Source organism: Microbulbifer aggregans (genome assembly GCF_001750105.1).
In the GTDB taxonomy this organism is placed as follows: Bacteria; Pseudomonadota; Gammaproteobacteria; order Pseudomonadales; family Cellvibrionaceae; genus Microbulbifer; species Microbulbifer aggregans.
The window spans coordinates 3072329-3088937 of the sequence record NZ_CP014143.1 but is presented as its reverse complement, the minus strand read 5'-3'; the positions used below and the strand labels follow the sequence as shown (position 1 = coordinate 3088937).

The window sequence follows — 16609 nt, the reverse complement described above, 5'->3', positions numbered from 1 at the left end:
GGCGGGCGCTCAGCCCGCGGGCCGCGCCTTGATCGCGATCATGGAGGCGAAGTTGAAACACTGGAACCAGACATCGACACTGTTAAAGCCCACGCCTTTCAGTCGTTCGCGGTGGCGATCCAGCGTTTCCGGGATCAAGACGTTCTCAAGTGCTGTGCGCTTCTGGGCAATTTCCAGTTCGCTGTAGCCGTTGGCCCGCTTGAATGAGTGGTGCAGGTCGATCATCAACTGCTCGTGGTCTGGAGCGCTGAATGCAACTTTTTCAGAGAGGATCAGCACACCGCCGGGACGCAGTCCCTCGTATATTTTTCGCAGTATATTCTCGCGTTCTTCCACCGGAATAAATTGCAGGGTGAAATTCAGCACCACTACCGAGGCGTCCTCGATGGCCACATCCTGCAAGTTGCCACAGATTAATTGCACCGGGATCTGGCCGCTATCGGCGGCCAGAACGGCGCGGGCGCGCTCTGTCATGGCCGGGGAGTTGTCCACGGCAATAATTTCGCAATCCGCCGCGGGGATGCGGTGGCGCATGGCCAGTGTCGCCGCGCAGAGGGAACTGCCGAGGTCGTAACAGCGGCTGCCTGCCTGGGCATAGCGCTCCGCGAGCGTGCCGATCATCGCCACGATGGTGGTGTAACCGGGCACGGAGCGCTGGATCATGTCCGGGAACACCTCGACCACCGATTGATCGAAGCGAAAGCCGGCGACATCGCCCAGAGGGTCTGCGTAGATACTGTCTCGTTTGCTCATCGTTGACGCCACCGATTCCTGTCAGAGCTTTTCTTCTTCAAGGCCCAGCTCCAGTCCCGCTTCGCGGCCCTGGGCGCCGGTGACCACAGCCGTGCTCGCCAGTGCGGGCTTCAGGTAGGTATCGCCAACGCGTTGCAGGTCTGCCAGTTTGACCTCGGTGACCCGGCGGCGGAATTCCTCCCGGATTTCGTGGGTCCGGCCATACAGCTCGGAGTGGAATGCTTTCTTTGCCTCACCAGCAGGTGAGCCAGGCTTGTCGAGTCCGCCGACGACGCCGAGGATTGCCTCCTCTACCTGTGCCTCCTGGTGTTTGGCGTTCTGCAGCCAGTCCAGTGAAGCGTCGAAATCCTTGAGGGTCTCTGCCATGCGCGGGTCCCGATAGGAATAAAAGCGGAACACGCCAACATTGCTGTCGTGGCTCGCGCCACCACCGTAAGCACCGCCCTGTTCGCGAATGGTACGATGCAGGAAGCCGTTGCGCAGGAAGCCACCCAGAACCGCCAGAGGCGCCGCATCCTCATGAACCATGGGCACAGTGGCAAAGGCCTTGGCGCAGAAGTTTACCTGGCTGTTGGTCAGCCACAGCTGGTGGATGCGATGGGGGTCAAACGGTGCGGTCGACATGGGGGCCTGTCCCTCAGCGGAAGAGACCAACGGCATCATGGCGCTGCTGAATTCCGGCAGTTTGTCTTCTTCGCCAATCAGGAGGAAACGTCGTTCGGCACGGCGAATCTTGTCGTGAATGGCCTGGAGTTTCTGGGCCAGCTTCTCCAGCGCGTGCTGGCTGTCAAAGCTGCGCGCCAGCGCCTTGAGCTGGCGCAACCCGAGCAGGCCGCCGGTGGCATGACTTTCAAAAGCTGCGCGATTGTAGCCGGCACTGGCCGCCGCCATGGCGAGGGCGTGGCCATTACCCACAACGCCCTGTTCCCGGCGCGCCAGGGTCTGTAGCAGCAATTCCTTAATGCGCGGCAGCTCGTCAAAACGGACTTCCTCGATGGTTGCCTGCATCAGTTCCGTGAGGGCGGCCTGGTTCGGCGCCAGCGCCTTGCCGGACAACACGAAGTGGCCGCTGAGTTTGTGAAGATCGTCGATGTCGGTGCGGCTGCTGCTGAAGCCGTGCAGGGCGCCGGCTACCCGGGTCTGCCACTGCTGGACTTCCAGATAGTCGCGGTCGCCGAGGCCGAGCTCACTCAGCACCTGGCAGTAGTAGGGCAGTAGCTGCTTTTCCTCTTCGGTGAGGTCGGGCAGGGCGCAGACCAGTTGCTGATAAACGAGGCCGTTGGTGCCGGCGCTGTAGCGGGTCAGTTTCTGCGGGCCGAGTTCGACGGTTTCACCGTCCACCTTTGGCATGTGCGGGGGAATATCCTCGACGCCGACTTTTGGCAGGATAGAGGGGTCGTCCTCGCGCTGCTGGCGATCCAGCAGGGCTTTGGCCGTCTCAATAATATGCTGCTTTTCTTCTTCGCTGAGCCTGGATTTTATGTCTGCAAGGCGCGCTTTTTCTGCAGCGGAACGGCGGTCCGACAGTTCTTCATCGGGCGAGAGCACGAGGCGCACACGGTGCTGGTTCTCGAGTAGCAGCTTGCGGGCGGTATCGGCAATAAAACGCGGATCCTTGATCTGCTCGCGCAGTTTTTCCAGAGTGGCGTCGATGTTCAGCAGACCGATGGCGTCGCCACGGTGTGTGGCTCCGGTCAGTGCGGTTAGGATCAGTTGCAGGCCGAACGGGAAGCCGTCGCCGGTGATTTCGCGCTGTTGCAGTTCCAGCTGGTGCAGGCTGGCGGCTACCTGTTCGTAGGGGATTCCGTTTTCTGCCACATCTTCCAGCACGGCGATGACCTGCTTTTCGAACTCATCTGCACGATCACGCTCACTACCCTCGATACCGCAAACGAACACCAGCTCGCGCTGGGAGTCGTCCAGGCCGACAAGCGGCGAGGGGGCCGTGCCCAGGTCCGTTGTCTCCAGCAGCTTCATCAGTGGCGAGGCGCTGTTATCCAGCAGCACACCGGCCAGCAGGTGGGCGGTCAGTGCTTCCTCGAGATCAGTCACGTCACCGAGCAGCCAACCCAATACGATATGGGTCTTTTCTTTCAGGCCCTCCTCGTCACTGAGCGGGTAGTGTTCCTCGACTGCGACCGGGGACAGATAGCGCTTTTCCCGGCCCACGGCAATGGTCTTGTCGAGAGGCTCGAACTTGTGCAGCGCCTGTTCTTCGAATGCTGCCTGGTGCTCTGCGGCTGGGATATCCCCGTACGTCATAAAGATGGCGTTGCTGGGGTGGTAGTGCGTGCGGTAGAAGTTCAGCAGCTGCTGATAAGTGAGCTCGGGGATGTCCGCCGGCTCGCCACCTGAATTGTGGTGGTAGGTTGTGGTGGGGAATAGGTACTTGCTCAGGGTCTGCCACAGTTGTGAGCTCACGGAGCTCATGGCGCCCTTCATCTCGTTGTAAACAACACCCTTGTAAACCAGTTCGCTGGCCGGATTCTCGGTCTCGGCAAATTCGAGGCGGTGGCCTTCCTGAGCGAAATCGAGCGGGTCCAGCTTGGCGAAAAATACCGCATCCAGATAGACGTCGAGCAGATTGGTGAAGTCCTTGCGGTTCTGGCTGGCGAAAGGGTAGGCAGTCCAGTCAGAGCTGGTGAAGGCGTTCATGAAAGTGTTGAGTGAACGCCGTATCATCATAAAGAAGGGGTCACGCACCGGGTACTTGTCACTGCCACACAGGGCAGTGTGCTCCAGAATGTGTGCTACGCCTGTGGAGTCCTGGGGAACGGTGCGCAGCGCTACCAGGAAGACATTTTCCGGGTTGTCGGCGGCGATGTGCAGGTGCTGCGCTCCGGTGGTGCGGTGGCGATACTCGGATACCTCCACGCCGAGGGATTCGATTTCAGCACTGGTGACCAGTTCAAAGGCGGGATGTTCGTTACTCAAGATACAGCTCCGTGTGACTTGTTCTACCGGGGCGACGCCTCTCGGGCGTCGCCGATCGCGGTCGGGTGCATTATTCGGTGCCAGCGTGACCCGGTGCAGGCCCTTTGGTGGGGCGCTATTCTACCGCCGGCAGGCGGCGTAAAAACAGTGTTGACAAGGTGGCCGTCGCGGCGAAAACTGCGTCGCGACCCGGCAGGATAAATGTAGACGAACACGGAGAGAGAGGTTGACCTGGTTGGATTTCGCCAGCTTGGCTGGTTTTTTAGCTACCTGGGCCGGTTACACGGTCTTTGCGCGCAAGCGGGCCAAGGTCGCCTGGTGTCTGGCTTCCTCCCTGCAGTGGTATCGGGTTGAATGGATGCTGCGCATGCTGGATCGGGATATGCGCATGCCGGATACCGCGATCATCGGTAACCTGGAGCGGGTCATCGGCTTCTTTGCCTCTACCAGCATCCTGATCCTCGCCGGTCTCGTCACTGCACTGACCGCGAACAAGGCCGCCATTGAGGTGTTGAGAACGCTGCCGTTTGCGGAACCAACATCGGTCGAGCAGTTTGAACTGAAAGTGCTGGTGCTGATCTTTATTTTTATCTTCGCGTTCTTCAACTTTACCTGGTCACTGCGCCAGTACTCTTTTGCAAATGTCCTGATTGGTGCCGCACCGGCACCGGACTCAGACGATATGGATGCTGATGAGCGGCGCCGCTTTGCCATCAGTACGGCCAAGGTCATCGACCAGGCGGGCCACAGCTATAACTACGGTCTGCGCTCCTACTATTTCGCGATGGCGGTTATGGGCTGGTTTATCCATCCGCTGCTCTTTATTGCCGGCTACGTGACGGTGGTTGTCGTTCTCTACCTCAGGGAGTTCCGCTCCCGCACTTTGCAGTCGATTCTTGCCGCAGAGGGCAAGACCCTGCTCCCGCCCCGGTCAAAGTAATATGGATTCCCGGCAAATACTCGAGGCCTTCGAGGAGATCGCACAGCGGCGGGGCTGGAGTCACCTGCACAAGCCGAAGAACCTGTGTATGGCGTTATCGGTAGAGGTGGCAGAGCTCACCCGCCACCTGCAGTGGCGTTCCGATACCGAGATCGAGTCGCTGTGCACAACGGAAGAGCGGGACGCTATGGCGGCGGAACTTGCGGATATACAGATGTATCTTCTCAAGCTGGCCGCGACGCTGGGCGTGGATATGGATGCGGCCCTGGCCGACAAGATCGCCGAGAACCAGCGCCGCTGTCAGGCGGCCGAGCAGGCTGGTGGCGAGGAGTCCGGTTCTCGATGAAGGATCGCAATTTCGACGACCTGGCGCACCGTTTTCGCAACCGTATTTATGGCGGTTTGAAGGGTGAGATACGGCTGGCGGTGCTGAGTCGGGATCTGGCGCCGCTTCTTGGAGAAACAGCAGGGCGATTGCGCATTGTCGATGCCGGCGGTGGGCAGGGGCAGTTCGCACTGGACCTTGCCGAGGCGGGTCACGAAATAACGATTGCCGATATCTCGACAGAGATGTTAGAGCAGGCGCGGGAGCAGGTGCGATTGCGCGACTTGCAGGGTAGGGTGACCCTGCTGCATCGCCCCTTACAGGCGCTGCCCGAGGACGCAGCCAACTGTGGCCAGGACCTGGTGCTTTGCCATGCGGTGCTGGAGTGGCTCGCGGATCCGCACGCCGCTTTGGGCGCACTGCGCCAATTGTTGAAGCCCGGCGGCCACCTGTCGCTGACGTTCTACAATCGGCGGGCACTGGAGTTTCGATTGCTACAGCGGGGGAGTTTTCGCCAGCTGGATCGGAATATCGACTCCGGCCACTGGGGCGGCCACCCGGGTAGCCTGACGCCCCAGAATCCGCTCAAGCTCGAATGGGTCGAGGACTGGCTTGCCCAGCAGGGTTTTGAAATCGTGAGCCACAGTGGTATCCGCTGTTTCCACGATTACATGACCCCGGTGATTCGCGACAAGTTGCCGGCGGCGGCCATTGTCGGGAAAGAGCTGGAATACAGCCAGGTGGACCCTTACCGGGAACTGGCCCGCTACGTCCATCTGCTCTGTCGCTGCTGACCTATCAGAGGTCTTTGAGCAGTAACTCCTTGGCAGTATTGATACGGGCGGCGAGGTAGTCGTTGCCGCCGCGATCCGGATGGAGTTTCTGGATGAGTTTGCGGTGGGCAGCGATAATCTCGTCACGGGTCGCATCAGGCCCCACGTCCAGCACCTGGCGGGCTTCTGCCCTGGTCATCGGTGGCCCCTGCCGTTGATCGGGGCCGCTATCCTGTGCACCTTCCTGCTGCTGCTTTTCCCGCTGTCGGGCCTGGGCGCGCTGTGCGATCAGCGGGGCGATCCAGGGCAAATGGCGTCCGAGCCAGCGCAAAGTAGTGCCAAGAACCGGCAGCACCAGCGCCACCGCGGCACCGACCCAGTGCAGGCGGCCGGTAATCGCCAGTAACACTGCCAGCAGTGCGACAGCAATCAGGGACCACTGAAGGAGAAGCTTTCGACGCAGGTGGGGTGGGGTTGCTTCAAACCTTCGCCAGGCGACGAGGGCGATGATACCCAGTGCGATGAGCAGAATGATGCGAGCCACTTACACTTCCAGAGTTGTGAGTCAGCTCGGAAGAGTATCAAATGTCGACGCGGATGCCGACGGCAATGTAGTCGTCAACAATAGGCCGGGCTACCACGTTGCTGTCGTCGATGGCATTTTCCCAGTAGACACGAATTCGCTCATTCCAGAGGTACTGGAAGCCCACGTAGTAGACGGCCAGCCGGAACTGATCATCCTCGATCAATGCGGCTTCGAATACTGCATCATCGGATTTCAATACATTGTGTCCGAGATAAACGGAATAACAGTTCTTCATGCCCCACGTGTAACTGAAGAACGACTCTGAGCCGCGGGCATCGAAAAAGTTGGTGATGCCCTCCACCGAGCCTGCCGGAGCCAGTTCATTATTCTGTGATCGCTGGCCGACCACCGCGCCGTAAAAGCCCTTCTGGTAAGCCCCTTTACCATAAGCAAGCCCCATGGTGGTCGCCCAGGCATTGCTGCTGGCGTTGATCGGGAAGCGATCATCAATAATGATTTCTTCGTCAGGGCCGGATGTATCGAAGACCAGGCCTCGATCGGTAGAAAGATCCAGTTTGACCCGGTTATAGGCAGCTCCGAAAAAGAGCCCGTCGCCGAAGTCCAGGTTGTAACTCAAAGAGATTCCGTGCCCGATGCCGAATTCACAGTCTTCAGCTGGACATTCGAGTCGGGTATCCGGAGCCACGACATCATCGACACTGATATTGAGGGAGGACACGTGAGCCGCATACTGCAGGCCGAGCTGGAATTCTCCGCCGTAGATCTCCCACTGCTGGCGCCAAGTGAGGGCGCTGTCCGCCCGCCCGGTGCCGGTAACGCCTCCGTCGGTGCCGAGGGCGAAAGCGCCGCTGGCAAGACCGCCGCCGACGTTGTACCAGTCGGTAATCTGGGCGACGTCGTAGTACACACCCCACTGCTTGCCGGCGGCAAAGTCTCCCCAGCAATCGTGCTTGGCGAATGCGTGGCCCTGGCGAAGAAATAGTGAGTCGTTGCGCTCGGAAAATTCGCTCTGCTGGTCACCGGAGATAATCAGGTCCTGAGCCGAGGAAATCGCGCGCACGCCCCATTCGAGATTGAAGCCGACATCCCAGATATCGTAGGCGGGAATATTCAGGCCGATGCGGACACGGGAGGCACCGTCCTGCATGGCGGTATCGCCCAGAGTATTGACCTGGTGGGCACTGAAATACCCTTCCATATACAGGGTTACTTCTGGAGACTCGTAGATTGGGACGGCCTGGACTGCACCGGCGCCGGCCAGTGTCAGGACGGAGAGCGCGCGGCCCATGTTTAGAGGGATGTTTCGCCTGTACATTTACTGCCTCACATCGATCCCTGTGACCCCTTGCAGGTGACACTCCTTGCTGTGTCGATAAAGGTAGCCTACCGGGCTGAAGCGAGCAGCGATTGGCGATACACTTGTGTCAAATTGCGTGACTTTCTTGTTTGAACCGGATGCTTCAGGGAGACGTACCTATTACCATGCCGACCGCCAGCCACACGCGAAAGCTCTTTGGATTAACCGTTCGTCAGAACGCACACCCGGATATGCGCCGCCTGCGGCGCGAGGCGGGCGAGCCCAGCTTGCATGGCAACAAGTTCTGGAAAAGCTCGTGCCTGACCATGGACTACCTGAAGAAGCATCCGCTGAAGACGGGGGCACGAGTGCTGGATCTGGGTTGTGGTTGGGGGCTCGGCGGAATCTTCTGTGCCAAGCAATTCGATGCCCGGGTGACCGGACTCGATGCCGATCCGAGTGTGTTCCCATTTGTCCATTACCATGCGGAGCTCAACGGCGTGTCCGTGGACACCTGGCGCTGCCGCTACGAGCGGGTTACCGCGGACGACCTGTCGCGCTTTGACGCGGTGATCGGCACCGATATCTGTTTCTGGGATAAGTTGGAGTCGCCACTCTACAATTTGACCCGTCGTGCCCTGAAAGCGGGGGTAGGGCGTGTGGTGCTGGTGGATCCGGGAAGGTCTCCGTTTCGCCGCCTCGCCGAGCGCGCAGAAGAGAAACTGGGCGCGGACTACCAGGAATGGACGGTAAACCGTCCGATGAAGGCCACCGGATGTTTGATGATCGCCGGCGAAACCGGCGCTTGAGGTTAACTGATGCAATACGACAAGTTTCAAATGCCCTGTGCCGACCAGATACTGCCGGGGCGTCCTGAGCCGATGGAAATCACCAATCAGCATTTCGTCAATGGTAATCCGCTGAAGGAGCCGTTTCCCGAGGGCATGAAGGCGGCCATTTTCGGAATGGGGTGCTTCTGGGGTGTGGAACGGCTGTTCTGGGAGATGGACGGTGTTTACACGACTGCGGCGGGTTATTCCGACGGCTGCACCGAAAACCCCAATTATGACGAGGTTTGCAGTGGCCGTACCGGCCACGCCGAGGTTGTACTGGTCGTGTACGATCCCGCCAAGATCAGTTACGGCGACCTCCTGCAAGCGTTCTGGGAGAACCATGACCCCACCCAGGGAATGCGCCAGGGCAATGATCTCGGCACCCAGTACCGTTCTTGTATCTTCTGCTTCGATGATGAGCAGTTGGAGCAGGCCAAGAAGAGCAAAGAGGCCTTCCAGCAGGCGCTGGCTGAAAAAGGGTTGGGAGAGATCAGCACCGAAATTGCCATGGCCAACCCCTTCTACTACGCCGAGGATTATCACCAGCAGTACCTGGCGAAAAATCCCGAGGGTTATTGCGGCCTCGCCGGTACCGGTGCCTGCCTGATTCGTTGATCTGCGGCTGGATCAAGCCCGGGTTATTAAGGTCTAATATCACGAAAGCGCGCAGCCTGTTGATCAGGCTGCGCGCTTTTTTATTGGGCTGCTCTCTGTCAAAAGGGAGAAAGTCAGGGGAAGAGAGGGGTCAGGCCAGATCCTTTGAAACCGACGTTTCCGCAGGTGCACTTTGTTCGGCATACGGGTAGAGAATATGGGCACACCAATCACTCCAGCTTCCCGGGTAAAGCAATCCGTCCTTGCGACCGATACGGTGTTGCACGAAAAGATTCACACAGGCCGTAACACCTGAGCCGCAGTAATGCACCAGTGGTTCCTCGCTGGGCAGGTCCCGCCAGAGGTGCTTTAGTTCCGCCTCACTCTTGAGGCTCCCGTCTTCATTGGTGGCAGATTGCCAGGGCTTGTTTACGGCACCTGGAATATGTCCCGCGAGGGGGTCGATCGGTTCCTGGTGGCCGGCAAAGCGCGAGCTCTCGCGGGCATCGACAAGGCGCCAGGGTGGGTTGCCAACGTGCTCAAACACGGCGTCATAGTGGACGGTGGTCATTTCTCCTGAATGTGCGACGAAATTCCCCTGGGCCTGCGGACCGGGCGTGGAGCCGGATTCGAGAGGCTGCCCTGCAGCTTTCCAGGCCGCGAAACCGCCGTCGAGCACGGAAACGGAGTCATGCCCGAAATAGCGCAATAACCACCACGCGCGGGCCGCAAAGGCAAGTCGCTGATCGTCGTAGACCACCACATGCGTCTTTGCGCCGATGCCGGCGCGGCGCGCGAAGGCCTGGAATTGGTCTGGTGAAGGCAGGGGATGGCGGCCACCAAAGCGCTGGACTGGCCCTGACAGGTCATCGTCGAGGCTGGCATAGACCGCCCCGGGTATGTGCCCGGCGGCATATTGCGACCTTCCAGCCCCAGGCTCAGCCAGGTTGAACCGGCAGTCCAATACCACCAACCGCCGATCCTCGCCGGTATCGGGGGCTTGTAGGGCTTCGGCAAGCTCTGCCACTGAAAGCGCTGAATCTCTAGTCATGGCGCGCTGGGTTCCCGTCGCTTTTTTAATCGTTATAGGGCCCAAATTAAGCGGATTTAATGCCGCTGTCCAGCAAAGAACGACAGGGGGAAAGTGACTCCGGATGGTCTCCGGTGCAGGTTGAGGCGGCCGGTGCCCCGGCCGCCTGGGGGTTACTTCTTCACCGGCATGATGGCATAGGGGTTGCCACCGAGCGCATTGGAAATATCGGCAATGGCCTTCTGGGCGCGGACACTGTTTCCTGCCTCGTCCAGGGGCGGTGAGATGACGGCAATACCAAATTTGCCCGGCGATACCGCGATGATGCCACCGCCGACGCCACTCTTGCCGGGCAGGCCGGTACGCCACAGCCACTTGCCCGAGTCGTCGTACAGGCCGGCGGTGGCCATCACCGCCAGCAGCTTGGGCACATTGTCTGGCTTCATGACGGCCTTCTGGGTTACCGGGTTGAGTCCGCCGTTGGCGAGCGTACCCGCCATGGTGGCGAGGTCCTTGGCGTTGACACTGACGGAGCATTGCTCGGTGTAGATATCGGTCGCCTGCTGGGGGTTGTCCTTGATATAGCCGTAGGCGTACATCAGCATGCCGATGGCCTGGTTACGCTGGTTGGTGTCGGACTCGGATTTGAACACCTCCTGGTTGACGGTGAGCTTTCGACCGGCGAAGTCGGAGTAGAAGGACAGGATCGTATTGAAGATATCGTCACGGCTGTTCCCCTTGACCATGCTGGTGGCAGCGATGGCCCCGGGGTTGACCAGGGGATTCATCTCCGGACCGCCAAATGCTTGTTTGGACATTTCGATGGAGACGATGGAGTTGAAGCGCATACCGGTGGCGTCGACGCCGATGGTGCCGAAGATCTGGTCAGGCCCGGATTGCTCCATCACCTTGGCGGCGGTAAACACCTTGGAGATCGACTGGATCGATACTTCCGATTTCACATCCCCGGCGGTGTAGACCTTGCCGTCCGGTGTTACCAGCGCAATGCCATAGATGTTTGAATCCACCTTGGCGAGCACCGGAATGTAGTCGGCATTCGCGCCTTCCTTGAGTCCTTTGTATTTCTCGTAGGCCCGGTCCAGCGCTGCCTGGATCTGCTTCGGCTCCATGGCGAGAGCCGGTGTCGACACTAGCGCTACCAGTGCTAGGGCAAGCAGTTTCATGCTGACGAATCCATACAGCCATGACCTGTAAAGCCGTGGGTCAATCATCGCGATCTCCTCTCAGGGTCATATCAAACATGTACTTGATGGAAAACTGCACGCGGAAGTCGTGGGAACGGAAGCCGTCACGCGCGTTTTCCCGCTCTGCATACTGGAGTTCCGGGCCAAGAAAGACCTTGTCGGTCGGGTGGTACAGCAGGTTAACCGATGCGTATTCGCCCTTTTCATAGGCCCTGTCCAATTGGCCGTCGGTGGTATTGATATCGAGGCTGGAATACCCGACTGACGAGGTCCATTGCTTGTTCCAGTTCACATCCAGGTAGGCCGTCAGGCCGAGCATCGGTAGGGCTTCACCAGTCAGTGGCGTCACCGGGTTATCGGGTTGCAGAACTGCGCCGATATCTGCTGGCGCATCATTCATGTAGTTCTGCACCCCTTCGCCGTACACGGCCCCCAGCTTCAGTACCGTGTATCCCATGATGATGTTGGAGGTGATGTTGACCCCCCAGCCGGTTTCATCGCCACTCAGATCAAATTCGTCCTCGAGGATGTCCTCCCATTCGATACGGCGAACGATGCCTGCTACCTGCAGGTAGCCCCAGTCGGTGCCCGCCCGATAGTGGGCTGCGAGATCGGGCCAGCGCAGGTGCGAGCGAATATTCTGCAGTTCGATCCGGTCTTCATAGGGCGTTTCATCGCGGCTCGCGCCCGGGCGCTCGACAGACACTGCGAAACTCGAATCCCCGTCGCGCCAGGGTGTCCAGCGGAACTGCACGTTGCGGAAGAACACCATGCCGCTGGGGCCCCAATACTCGATGGTGTTAGGGAAAATGTCCGGGTCCATGAATACGCTCCAGGTCTGCCCGGCGCCAACCTGGCAGAACTCACCCCAGGCGTGCCGGAGCCGGAATGTGGTCTCACCGGCGTTCGCCCCGACCCCGAACATCTCGTATTCGAAATGGGTTTTCACTTCTCCGCAGCGGGTCTGCGATGTTCCCTTGAAGCCCATGCGCGTTTGTCGCACACCCTGGAACCACTTGCCGTCTGGTTCGAACTCGCCCTCGAAGGCCGGTAATTTCGTTGGCCGGACCACGTCAAACCAGTCCGGGTTGTTGGTGTACTTCTGGTAGCCGGCATCCAGCATGATGTTGGTGTAGAGGTTCACTTCCGGGGGGCTGAAGAAACCCGGCTCCCCGGCGTCGCCGGCGGTCGCTGGTGCAATGCCGGTGAAAGCAGCTGCTATAGCGACAAGCGCAAGAGAGCCATGACTGGAAGCCGTGGAGGCGCCTGAGCAGTGTTCAGGCGCGCCAGGTAATCTCGCGAGCATGTGTGACCATCCCTGTCTTCTTGAGATTGCTGTCGAGAAGGGCCGCCATTCCCGGTCGGCCCAGTGGCCCCGTACGAGGGGCTCATCTTGTCGAAGAGAGTTTAGGAGTTTGAGTGGTACATTTGTGCTAACTGGCGCAGCTTGGCGTCAGGTTGCCGCCGTTGGCGCGAAACTGCGGGGGATTGACGTGCGGACTCCAACAAAAACAGCCGCGCGGGTGCTGCTTCATGTCAAAAAACAGGGGGGCGCGCTCTTTGACCGGGCGCAGCAAAAGTATCGCTGACAAGTACGGCGGCTAGCTTTCCGGCGTCGGCTCCGCCTGTTTGTCGCCGCCACTCTCACCGTTGCCCTTCATCACCGGCGGTGGTGCGTGCCGGGGGGGCTTCCTCGGGCTCGCTGGATGCTTCTGTGGACTGGGCCGCGATCTCATCTTTCCGGCAGGCGAGAGCCTGTTCCACCACGGGCTCTGTGGGGCTATTGAGAAATTCTGCAGCGGCAGCCTCCGCACAGTTACTGGCAGAGATCACATCGTGTGCCAGCTGTGGGAACAGCAGCCATTGATGATTGGGGAGCGTGTTGCGGGCGCGCTCTGCATCCTCTGCATCCAGTACCGGATCCAGCGCGCCGTGAAGGATCAGGGTAGGCACCGGGGCAGCAATTGCCTCAGCTTCAATCGGATCAGCGGGAGGGATGGCCCAGATGCGGCACTGTAGCTGCATCAGCTCGAGGTCCGCGCGCACGGCGCCGCCGAGAATGCCGGTGCCGTCTGCTTTTTGTCGCGCCTGCTGAAAGTCGACAAAAGGGGCCTCCTCGAAACAGAAGTGGCTGATACCGGCCGCGTCACCGAAATAGGGATCGAGGATGATGGCCATGAAATTACTCACCGCATCACGAGCCGGCGCCGGATCCCCCTTTTCCAGCCCTTCGATCACCGCGGGAAATTCGGGGTAAAAACCCTCGTCATATAACGCTTGGAACAGCACGCGCAGGAGGCGTTGACCAGTCATGACAAACGGGAATTCGCCATCGGCATAGGGGTGCTCGATTGAGACTGTCACCGGGGACTCATCCAGCTGTTCTACCAGGCTTTCCAGTCGCTGCCGCAAGTTCGGGTAGCGGCTGGCGCAGAGTTTGTCACTCCCGCAAAAATCGATGCCGCGCAGGTAGGCTGACAGGGAGTCCTCAGCCAACTGCTGCACGTAGGGGATATCGGGAAAAACGGCGCTGTTGAGTACCAGCGCCCGCACTGAATCCGGAAAATCCCGGGCCATGGTGAGGGCGTAGCGGGAGGCGTAAGAGACACCGTAGAGGTTGATCTTCTCGACCCCCAGGGCCTCTCGCAACGCCTCAATATCACGCGCCACCGACGAGCTGTTGTACTGGGCAAGATCTGCTTCATCGCTCAAGCGGCTGTAACAGCGCTCGAGGCTGTAACTGAATACCCGGCCCTCCTCGTCTGAAGTCAGGGGCCGCTGGAAGGCCGTTGTTGCATCCTCGATAAATTCGGTACAGGAGAGGCGTGGCTCGGCCATACCAGTGCCGCGAGGGTCGATCACGATCAGGTCGCGTCCATTTTCCACAGTCATGGCGGCGTAATTGATCCAGAGCCACTCGCTCGCGTTCTCTGGCTCCAGTCCCATGCTGGCCCCAGGCCCGCCGGCCCCGAGATGTAGCAGCGGAAATTTGTCCGGATTCTTTTCACTGGCCATAAAGCGAACCACCGGAAAGCGAATTTTCCGCCCCTGGGGTTTTTCGTGATTCTCCGGTACTTCCATCATGAAACACTGTGTGACCGGCCAGCTGTCATCCACGTTGAACCAGCAGGGTCTGGCTTCGAGCTGGGCTGTGGGATCGCTATCGGCGGCTTCGGCCGGATCGCTGCGCTGGCACGCTGTTGTCAGGGCCAGCGGAAGGATCAATAGCAGGGCTTTCAGTGGAAGCGAATAAGTCACAGCGTGGTTCCGTGTGCGGCGCAGTTGCGCGTGTTAACCGTGGTTGCCAAACCGGGCAATGGGGGCTGATAGATTCCACCGCAGCGCGGCAAGGCGGATTCCCAGGGTCACCAGGATGGCGATGGCGACCACTATCTCGCCCGGCAGTGCGCCGCTGGCGTCCAATAATACCAGCACCGCGGCGCCACTCAGGGCGGCAGTGGCATAAATCTCCCGGCGCAACAGCAGGGGAATGTCACCGGCAAGGATATCCCGGATCAGGCCGCCGAAAGTACCGGTCATCACCCCCATCACGATAGCGATGGCGGGGGAGTGGCCCAGGCCCAGTACTTTCTGGGTGCCGATAACCACAAACACGGCCAGCCCCATGGCATCCGCAATCTTCAGCAGGCGCATGGGTACCTGGAGGTAGCGGATCAGGTAAAAGCTGACGACGCCGGTGGCGGTGGCAAGCCAGAGGTAGTGGCTGTCCTGCAGCCAGAAAACCGGAACGTTGAGGATCATATCGCGCAGGGTGCCGCCGCCGGTGGCAGTGACGCAGGCCAGTACCACGGCACCGAACAGATCCATCTGTTTGTGGCCCGCAGCGAGAACGCCGGAAAAGGCGAAAACCACGATGCCGATCAGATCGCACCAGAAGAGCAGTTGTTCCATAGAGGGTTGGGAACTCTCGAGTCAGGGATGGAGACGACTCGCAGATGGTAGAGGGGTAACCGGCGCCTGTCACCACTTCCAGTGGGGCGCCGGACGGGCAGGGCAGACCGGGTTGCCCGGTCCGCTGCCCTTCGGCACTAGAAAAACGCCTGCAGACCAGTCTGGGCACGGCCCAGAATCAGGGCGTGCACGTCGTGGGTGCCCTCGTAAGTGTTGACCGCTTCGAGGTTCATGACGTGTCGAATCACATGGAATTCGTCAGCGATGCCGTTACCGCCGTGCATGTCGCGGGCGATGCGCGCGATATCCAGGGCCTTGCCGCAGTTGTTGCGCTTGACCAGGGAGATCATGGTGGGATCGAAATCCTTGTTTTCATCCATCAGTCGGCCCACGCGCAGGGAAGCCTGCAGGCCGAGAGTAATCTCGGTCTGCATGTCGGCCAGCTTCTTCTGGAACAGCTGCGTTTGTGCCAGCGGGCGATCAAACTGCTTGCGGTCGAGGCCGTACTGGCGCGCTGCGTGCCAGCAGAATTCAGCGGCACCCATGGCACCCCAGGAAATACCGTAGCGGGCGCGGTTCAGACAGCCAAACGGGCCGCGCAGGCCGCCGATGTCCGGGAACTTGTTTTCTTCAGGTACGAAGACGTTGTCCATCACGATTTCGCCGGTGATGGAGGCGCGCAAGGAGAACTTGCCTTCGATCTTCGGTGCACTCAGGCCCTCCATCCCCTTGTCCAGGACGAAGCCGCGGATGATGCCCTCGTCATCCTTCGCCCAGACTACGAACACGTCGGCGATGGGGCTGTTGGTGATCCACATTTTGGATCCGCTGATGCGATAGCCGCCGTCGACTTTCTTGGCGCGGGTCTTCATGCCAGCGGGATCGGAGCCGGCGTCCGGCTCGGTCAGGCCGAAACAGCCAACCCATTCGCCAGTCGCGAGCTTGGGCAGGTATTTCTCTTTCTGGGCTTCACTGCCGTAGGCGGAGATGGGGTACATCACGAGGCTGGACTGCACACTCATCGCGGAGCGATAGCCCGAGTCGACGCGCTCTACCTCGCGGGCTACCAGTCCGTAGGAGACGTAGTTCAGCCCGGCACAGCCGTAACCCTCGATGGTGGAGCCCAGCAGGCCCAGCTCACCCATTTCGCTCATGATCTCGCGGTCAAAGACTTCGTGGCGATTGGCCTCGAGAATGCGCGGCATAAGCTGCGACTGACAGTATTCGCGCGCGGTATCACGGACCATGCGCTCTTCGTCGCTGAGCTGCTGGTCCAGCAGCAGGATGTCTTCCCAGTGGGCGAGGGGTTGATGCTTGCTCATTATTCGTCTCGTCTACCTTTGCTGTCAGTGGCAACCGGGGTCTTTAACCCGGGCAATGCATGGTAATCAGTTGCGCCGCGGGGCCACAGGGCCGACCCGGCTGACCGCGATGCGGCTGCTGTGCGTGGACGGTGATCGCTGGAA

The 16609-nt window shown here is 59.9% G+C and carries 15 protein-coding genes; 5 read left to right on the top strand and 10 right to left on the bottom strand.

The features are described from left to right. Positions 1–9: 9 nt before the first annotated feature. Positions 10–753 carry a carboxy-S-adenosyl-L-methionine synthase CmoA gene (gene cmoA, locus AUP74_RS13425; protein ID WP_069948018.1) on the bottom strand — a complete coding sequence of 248 codons (744 nt, stop codon included), beginning with the start codon at positions 751–753 and terminating at the stop codon, positions 10–12. A 21-nt stretch (positions 754–774) separates the two neighbouring features. Continuing rightward, the gene (locus AUP74_RS13420) at positions 775–3687 is read right to left on the bottom strand and encodes an insulinase family protein (RefSeq protein WP_069948017.1); all 2913 of its coding nucleotides are present in this window, start codon (positions 3685–3687) and stop codon (positions 775–777) included. A 226-nt stretch (positions 3688–3913) separates the two neighbouring features. Here AUP74_RS13420 and AUP74_RS13415 point away from each other — a divergent pair, with 226 nt between their 5' ends. Genes AUP74_RS13415 through AUP74_RS13405 form a run of 3 tightly spaced genes read left to right on the top strand, consistent with a single transcriptional unit; the run spans position 3914 to position 5746 of the window. Then, complete coding sequence (locus AUP74_RS13415) at positions 3914–4627, top strand: DUF599 domain-containing protein (RefSeq protein WP_069948016.1); 714 nt, start codon at positions 3914–3916, stop codon at positions 4625–4627. 1 nt (position 4628) lies between these two features. Continuing rightward, a complete protein-coding gene (locus tag AUP74_RS13410; RefSeq protein ID WP_069948015.1) occupies positions 4629–4973 on the top strand; it encodes a nucleotide pyrophosphohydrolase in 345 nt (114 codons plus the stop codon). Continuing rightward, a complete protein-coding gene (locus AUP74_RS13405; RefSeq protein WP_069948014.1) occupies positions 4970–5746 on the top strand; it encodes a methyltransferase in 777 nt (258 codons plus the stop codon). Before AUP74_RS13410 ends, AUP74_RS13405 begins: the two co-directional genes overlap by 4 nt. Positions 5747–5750: 4 nt before the next feature. Here AUP74_RS13405 and AUP74_RS13400 read toward each other — a convergent pair whose 3' ends face one another. Continuing rightward, entirely contained in the window at positions 5751–6269 is a 519-nt protein-coding gene (locus AUP74_RS13400) for a DnaJ domain-containing protein (protein WP_069948013.1), read from the bottom strand. Between the two features lie 37 nt (positions 6270–6306). After that, a complete protein-coding gene (locus tag AUP74_RS13395) occupies positions 6307–7587 on the bottom strand; it encodes a porin (RefSeq protein ID WP_145924400.1) in 1281 nt (426 codons plus the stop codon). Positions 7588–7754: 167 nt separating this feature from the next. Here AUP74_RS13395 and AUP74_RS13390 point away from each other — a divergent pair, with 167 nt between their 5' ends. Both AUP74_RS13390 and msrA read left to right on the top strand, forming a co-directional pair. Continuing rightward, on the top strand, positions 7755–8378 hold the full coding sequence (locus tag AUP74_RS13390; protein WP_069948011.1) for a class I SAM-dependent methyltransferase: 624 nt from the start codon (positions 7755–7757) through the stop codon (positions 8376–8378). 9 nt (positions 8379–8387) lie between these two features. After that, the gene (gene msrA, locus AUP74_RS13385) at positions 8388–9017 is read left to right on the top strand and encodes a peptide-methionine (S)-S-oxide reductase MsrA (RefSeq protein ID WP_069948010.1); all 630 of its coding nucleotides are present in this window, start codon (positions 8388–8390) and stop codon (positions 9015–9017) included. 130 nt (positions 9018–9147) lie between these two features. Here the strand turns inward: msrA and AUP74_RS13380 are convergent, their stop codons facing one another. From AUP74_RS13380 to AUP74_RS13355, 6 genes are all read right to left on the bottom strand, one after another. Then, positions 9148–10047 (bottom strand): sulfurtransferase, encoded by a 900-nt coding sequence (locus tag AUP74_RS13380; RefSeq protein ID WP_069948009.1) that lies wholly within the window; start codon positions 10045–10047, stop codon positions 9148–9150. Positions 10048–10199: 152 nt separating this feature from the next. Continuing rightward, positions 10200–11210 (bottom strand): glutaminase A, encoded by a 1011-nt coding sequence (gene glsA / locus AUP74_RS13375; RefSeq protein ID WP_069948899.1) that lies wholly within the window; start codon positions 11208–11210, stop codon positions 10200–10202. Between the two features lie 40 nt (positions 11211–11250). Continuing rightward, a complete protein-coding gene (locus tag AUP74_RS13370) occupies positions 11251–12537 on the bottom strand; it encodes a DcaP family trimeric outer membrane transporter (RefSeq protein ID WP_145924399.1) in 1287 nt (428 codons plus the stop codon). Between the two features lie 338 nt (positions 12538–12875). Then, the gene (locus AUP74_RS13365; protein ID WP_069948008.1) at positions 12876–14489 is read right to left on the bottom strand and encodes an alpha/beta hydrolase; all 1614 of its coding nucleotides are present in this window, start codon (positions 14487–14489) and stop codon (positions 12876–12878) included. 33 nt (positions 14490–14522) lie between these two features. Then, positions 14523–15143 carry a trimeric intracellular cation channel family protein gene (locus tag AUP74_RS13360; RefSeq protein ID WP_069948007.1) on the bottom strand — a complete coding sequence of 207 codons (621 nt, stop codon included), beginning with the start codon at positions 15141–15143 and terminating at the stop codon, positions 14523–14525. 137 nt (positions 15144–15280) lie between these two features. Then, a complete protein-coding gene (locus tag AUP74_RS13355) occupies positions 15281–16465 on the bottom strand; it encodes an acyl-CoA dehydrogenase (protein WP_069948006.1) in 1185 nt (394 codons plus the stop codon). Positions 16466–16609 lie beyond the last annotated feature (144 nt).

Coding starts and splice junctions, on each gene's coding strand:
- cmoA (WP_069948018.1), bottom strand. CDS start 753: ATGAGCAAACGAGACAGTATCTACGCAGACCCTCTGGGCGATGTCGCC.
- AUP74_RS13410 (WP_069948015.1), top strand. CDS start 4,629: ATGGATTCCCGGCAAATACTCGAGGCCTTCGAGGAGATCGCACAGCGG.
- AUP74_RS13405 (WP_069948014.1), top strand. CDS start 4,970: ATGAAGGATCGCAATTTCGACGACCTGGCGCACCGTTTTCGCAACCGT.
- AUP74_RS13395 (WP_145924400.1), bottom strand. CDS start 7,587: ATGTACAGGCGAAACATCCCTCTAAACATGGGCCGCGCGCTCTCCGTC.
- AUP74_RS13390 (WP_069948011.1), top strand. CDS start 7,755: ATGCCGACCGCCAGCCACACGCGAAAGCTCTTTGGATTAACCGTTCGT.
- msrA (WP_069948010.1), top strand. CDS start 8,388: ATGCAATACGACAAGTTTCAAATGCCCTGTGCCGACCAGATACTGCCG.
- AUP74_RS13380 (WP_069948009.1), bottom strand. CDS start 10,047: ATGACTAGAGATTCAGCGCTTTCAGTGGCAGAGCTTGCCGAAGCCCTA.
- glsA (WP_069948899.1), bottom strand. CDS start 11,210: ATGAAACTGCTTGCCCTAGCACTGGTAGCGCTAGTGTCGACACCGGCT.
- AUP74_RS13370 (WP_145924399.1), bottom strand. CDS start 12,537: ATGCTCGCGAGATTACCTGGCGCGCCTGAACACTGCTCAGGCGCCTCC.
- AUP74_RS13360 (WP_069948007.1), bottom strand. CDS start 15,143: ATGGAACAACTGCTCTTCTGGTGCGATCTGATCGGCATCGTGGTTTTC.
- AUP74_RS13355 (WP_069948006.1), bottom strand. CDS start 16,465: ATGAGCAAGCATCAACCCCTCGCCCACTGGGAAGACATCCTGCTGCTG.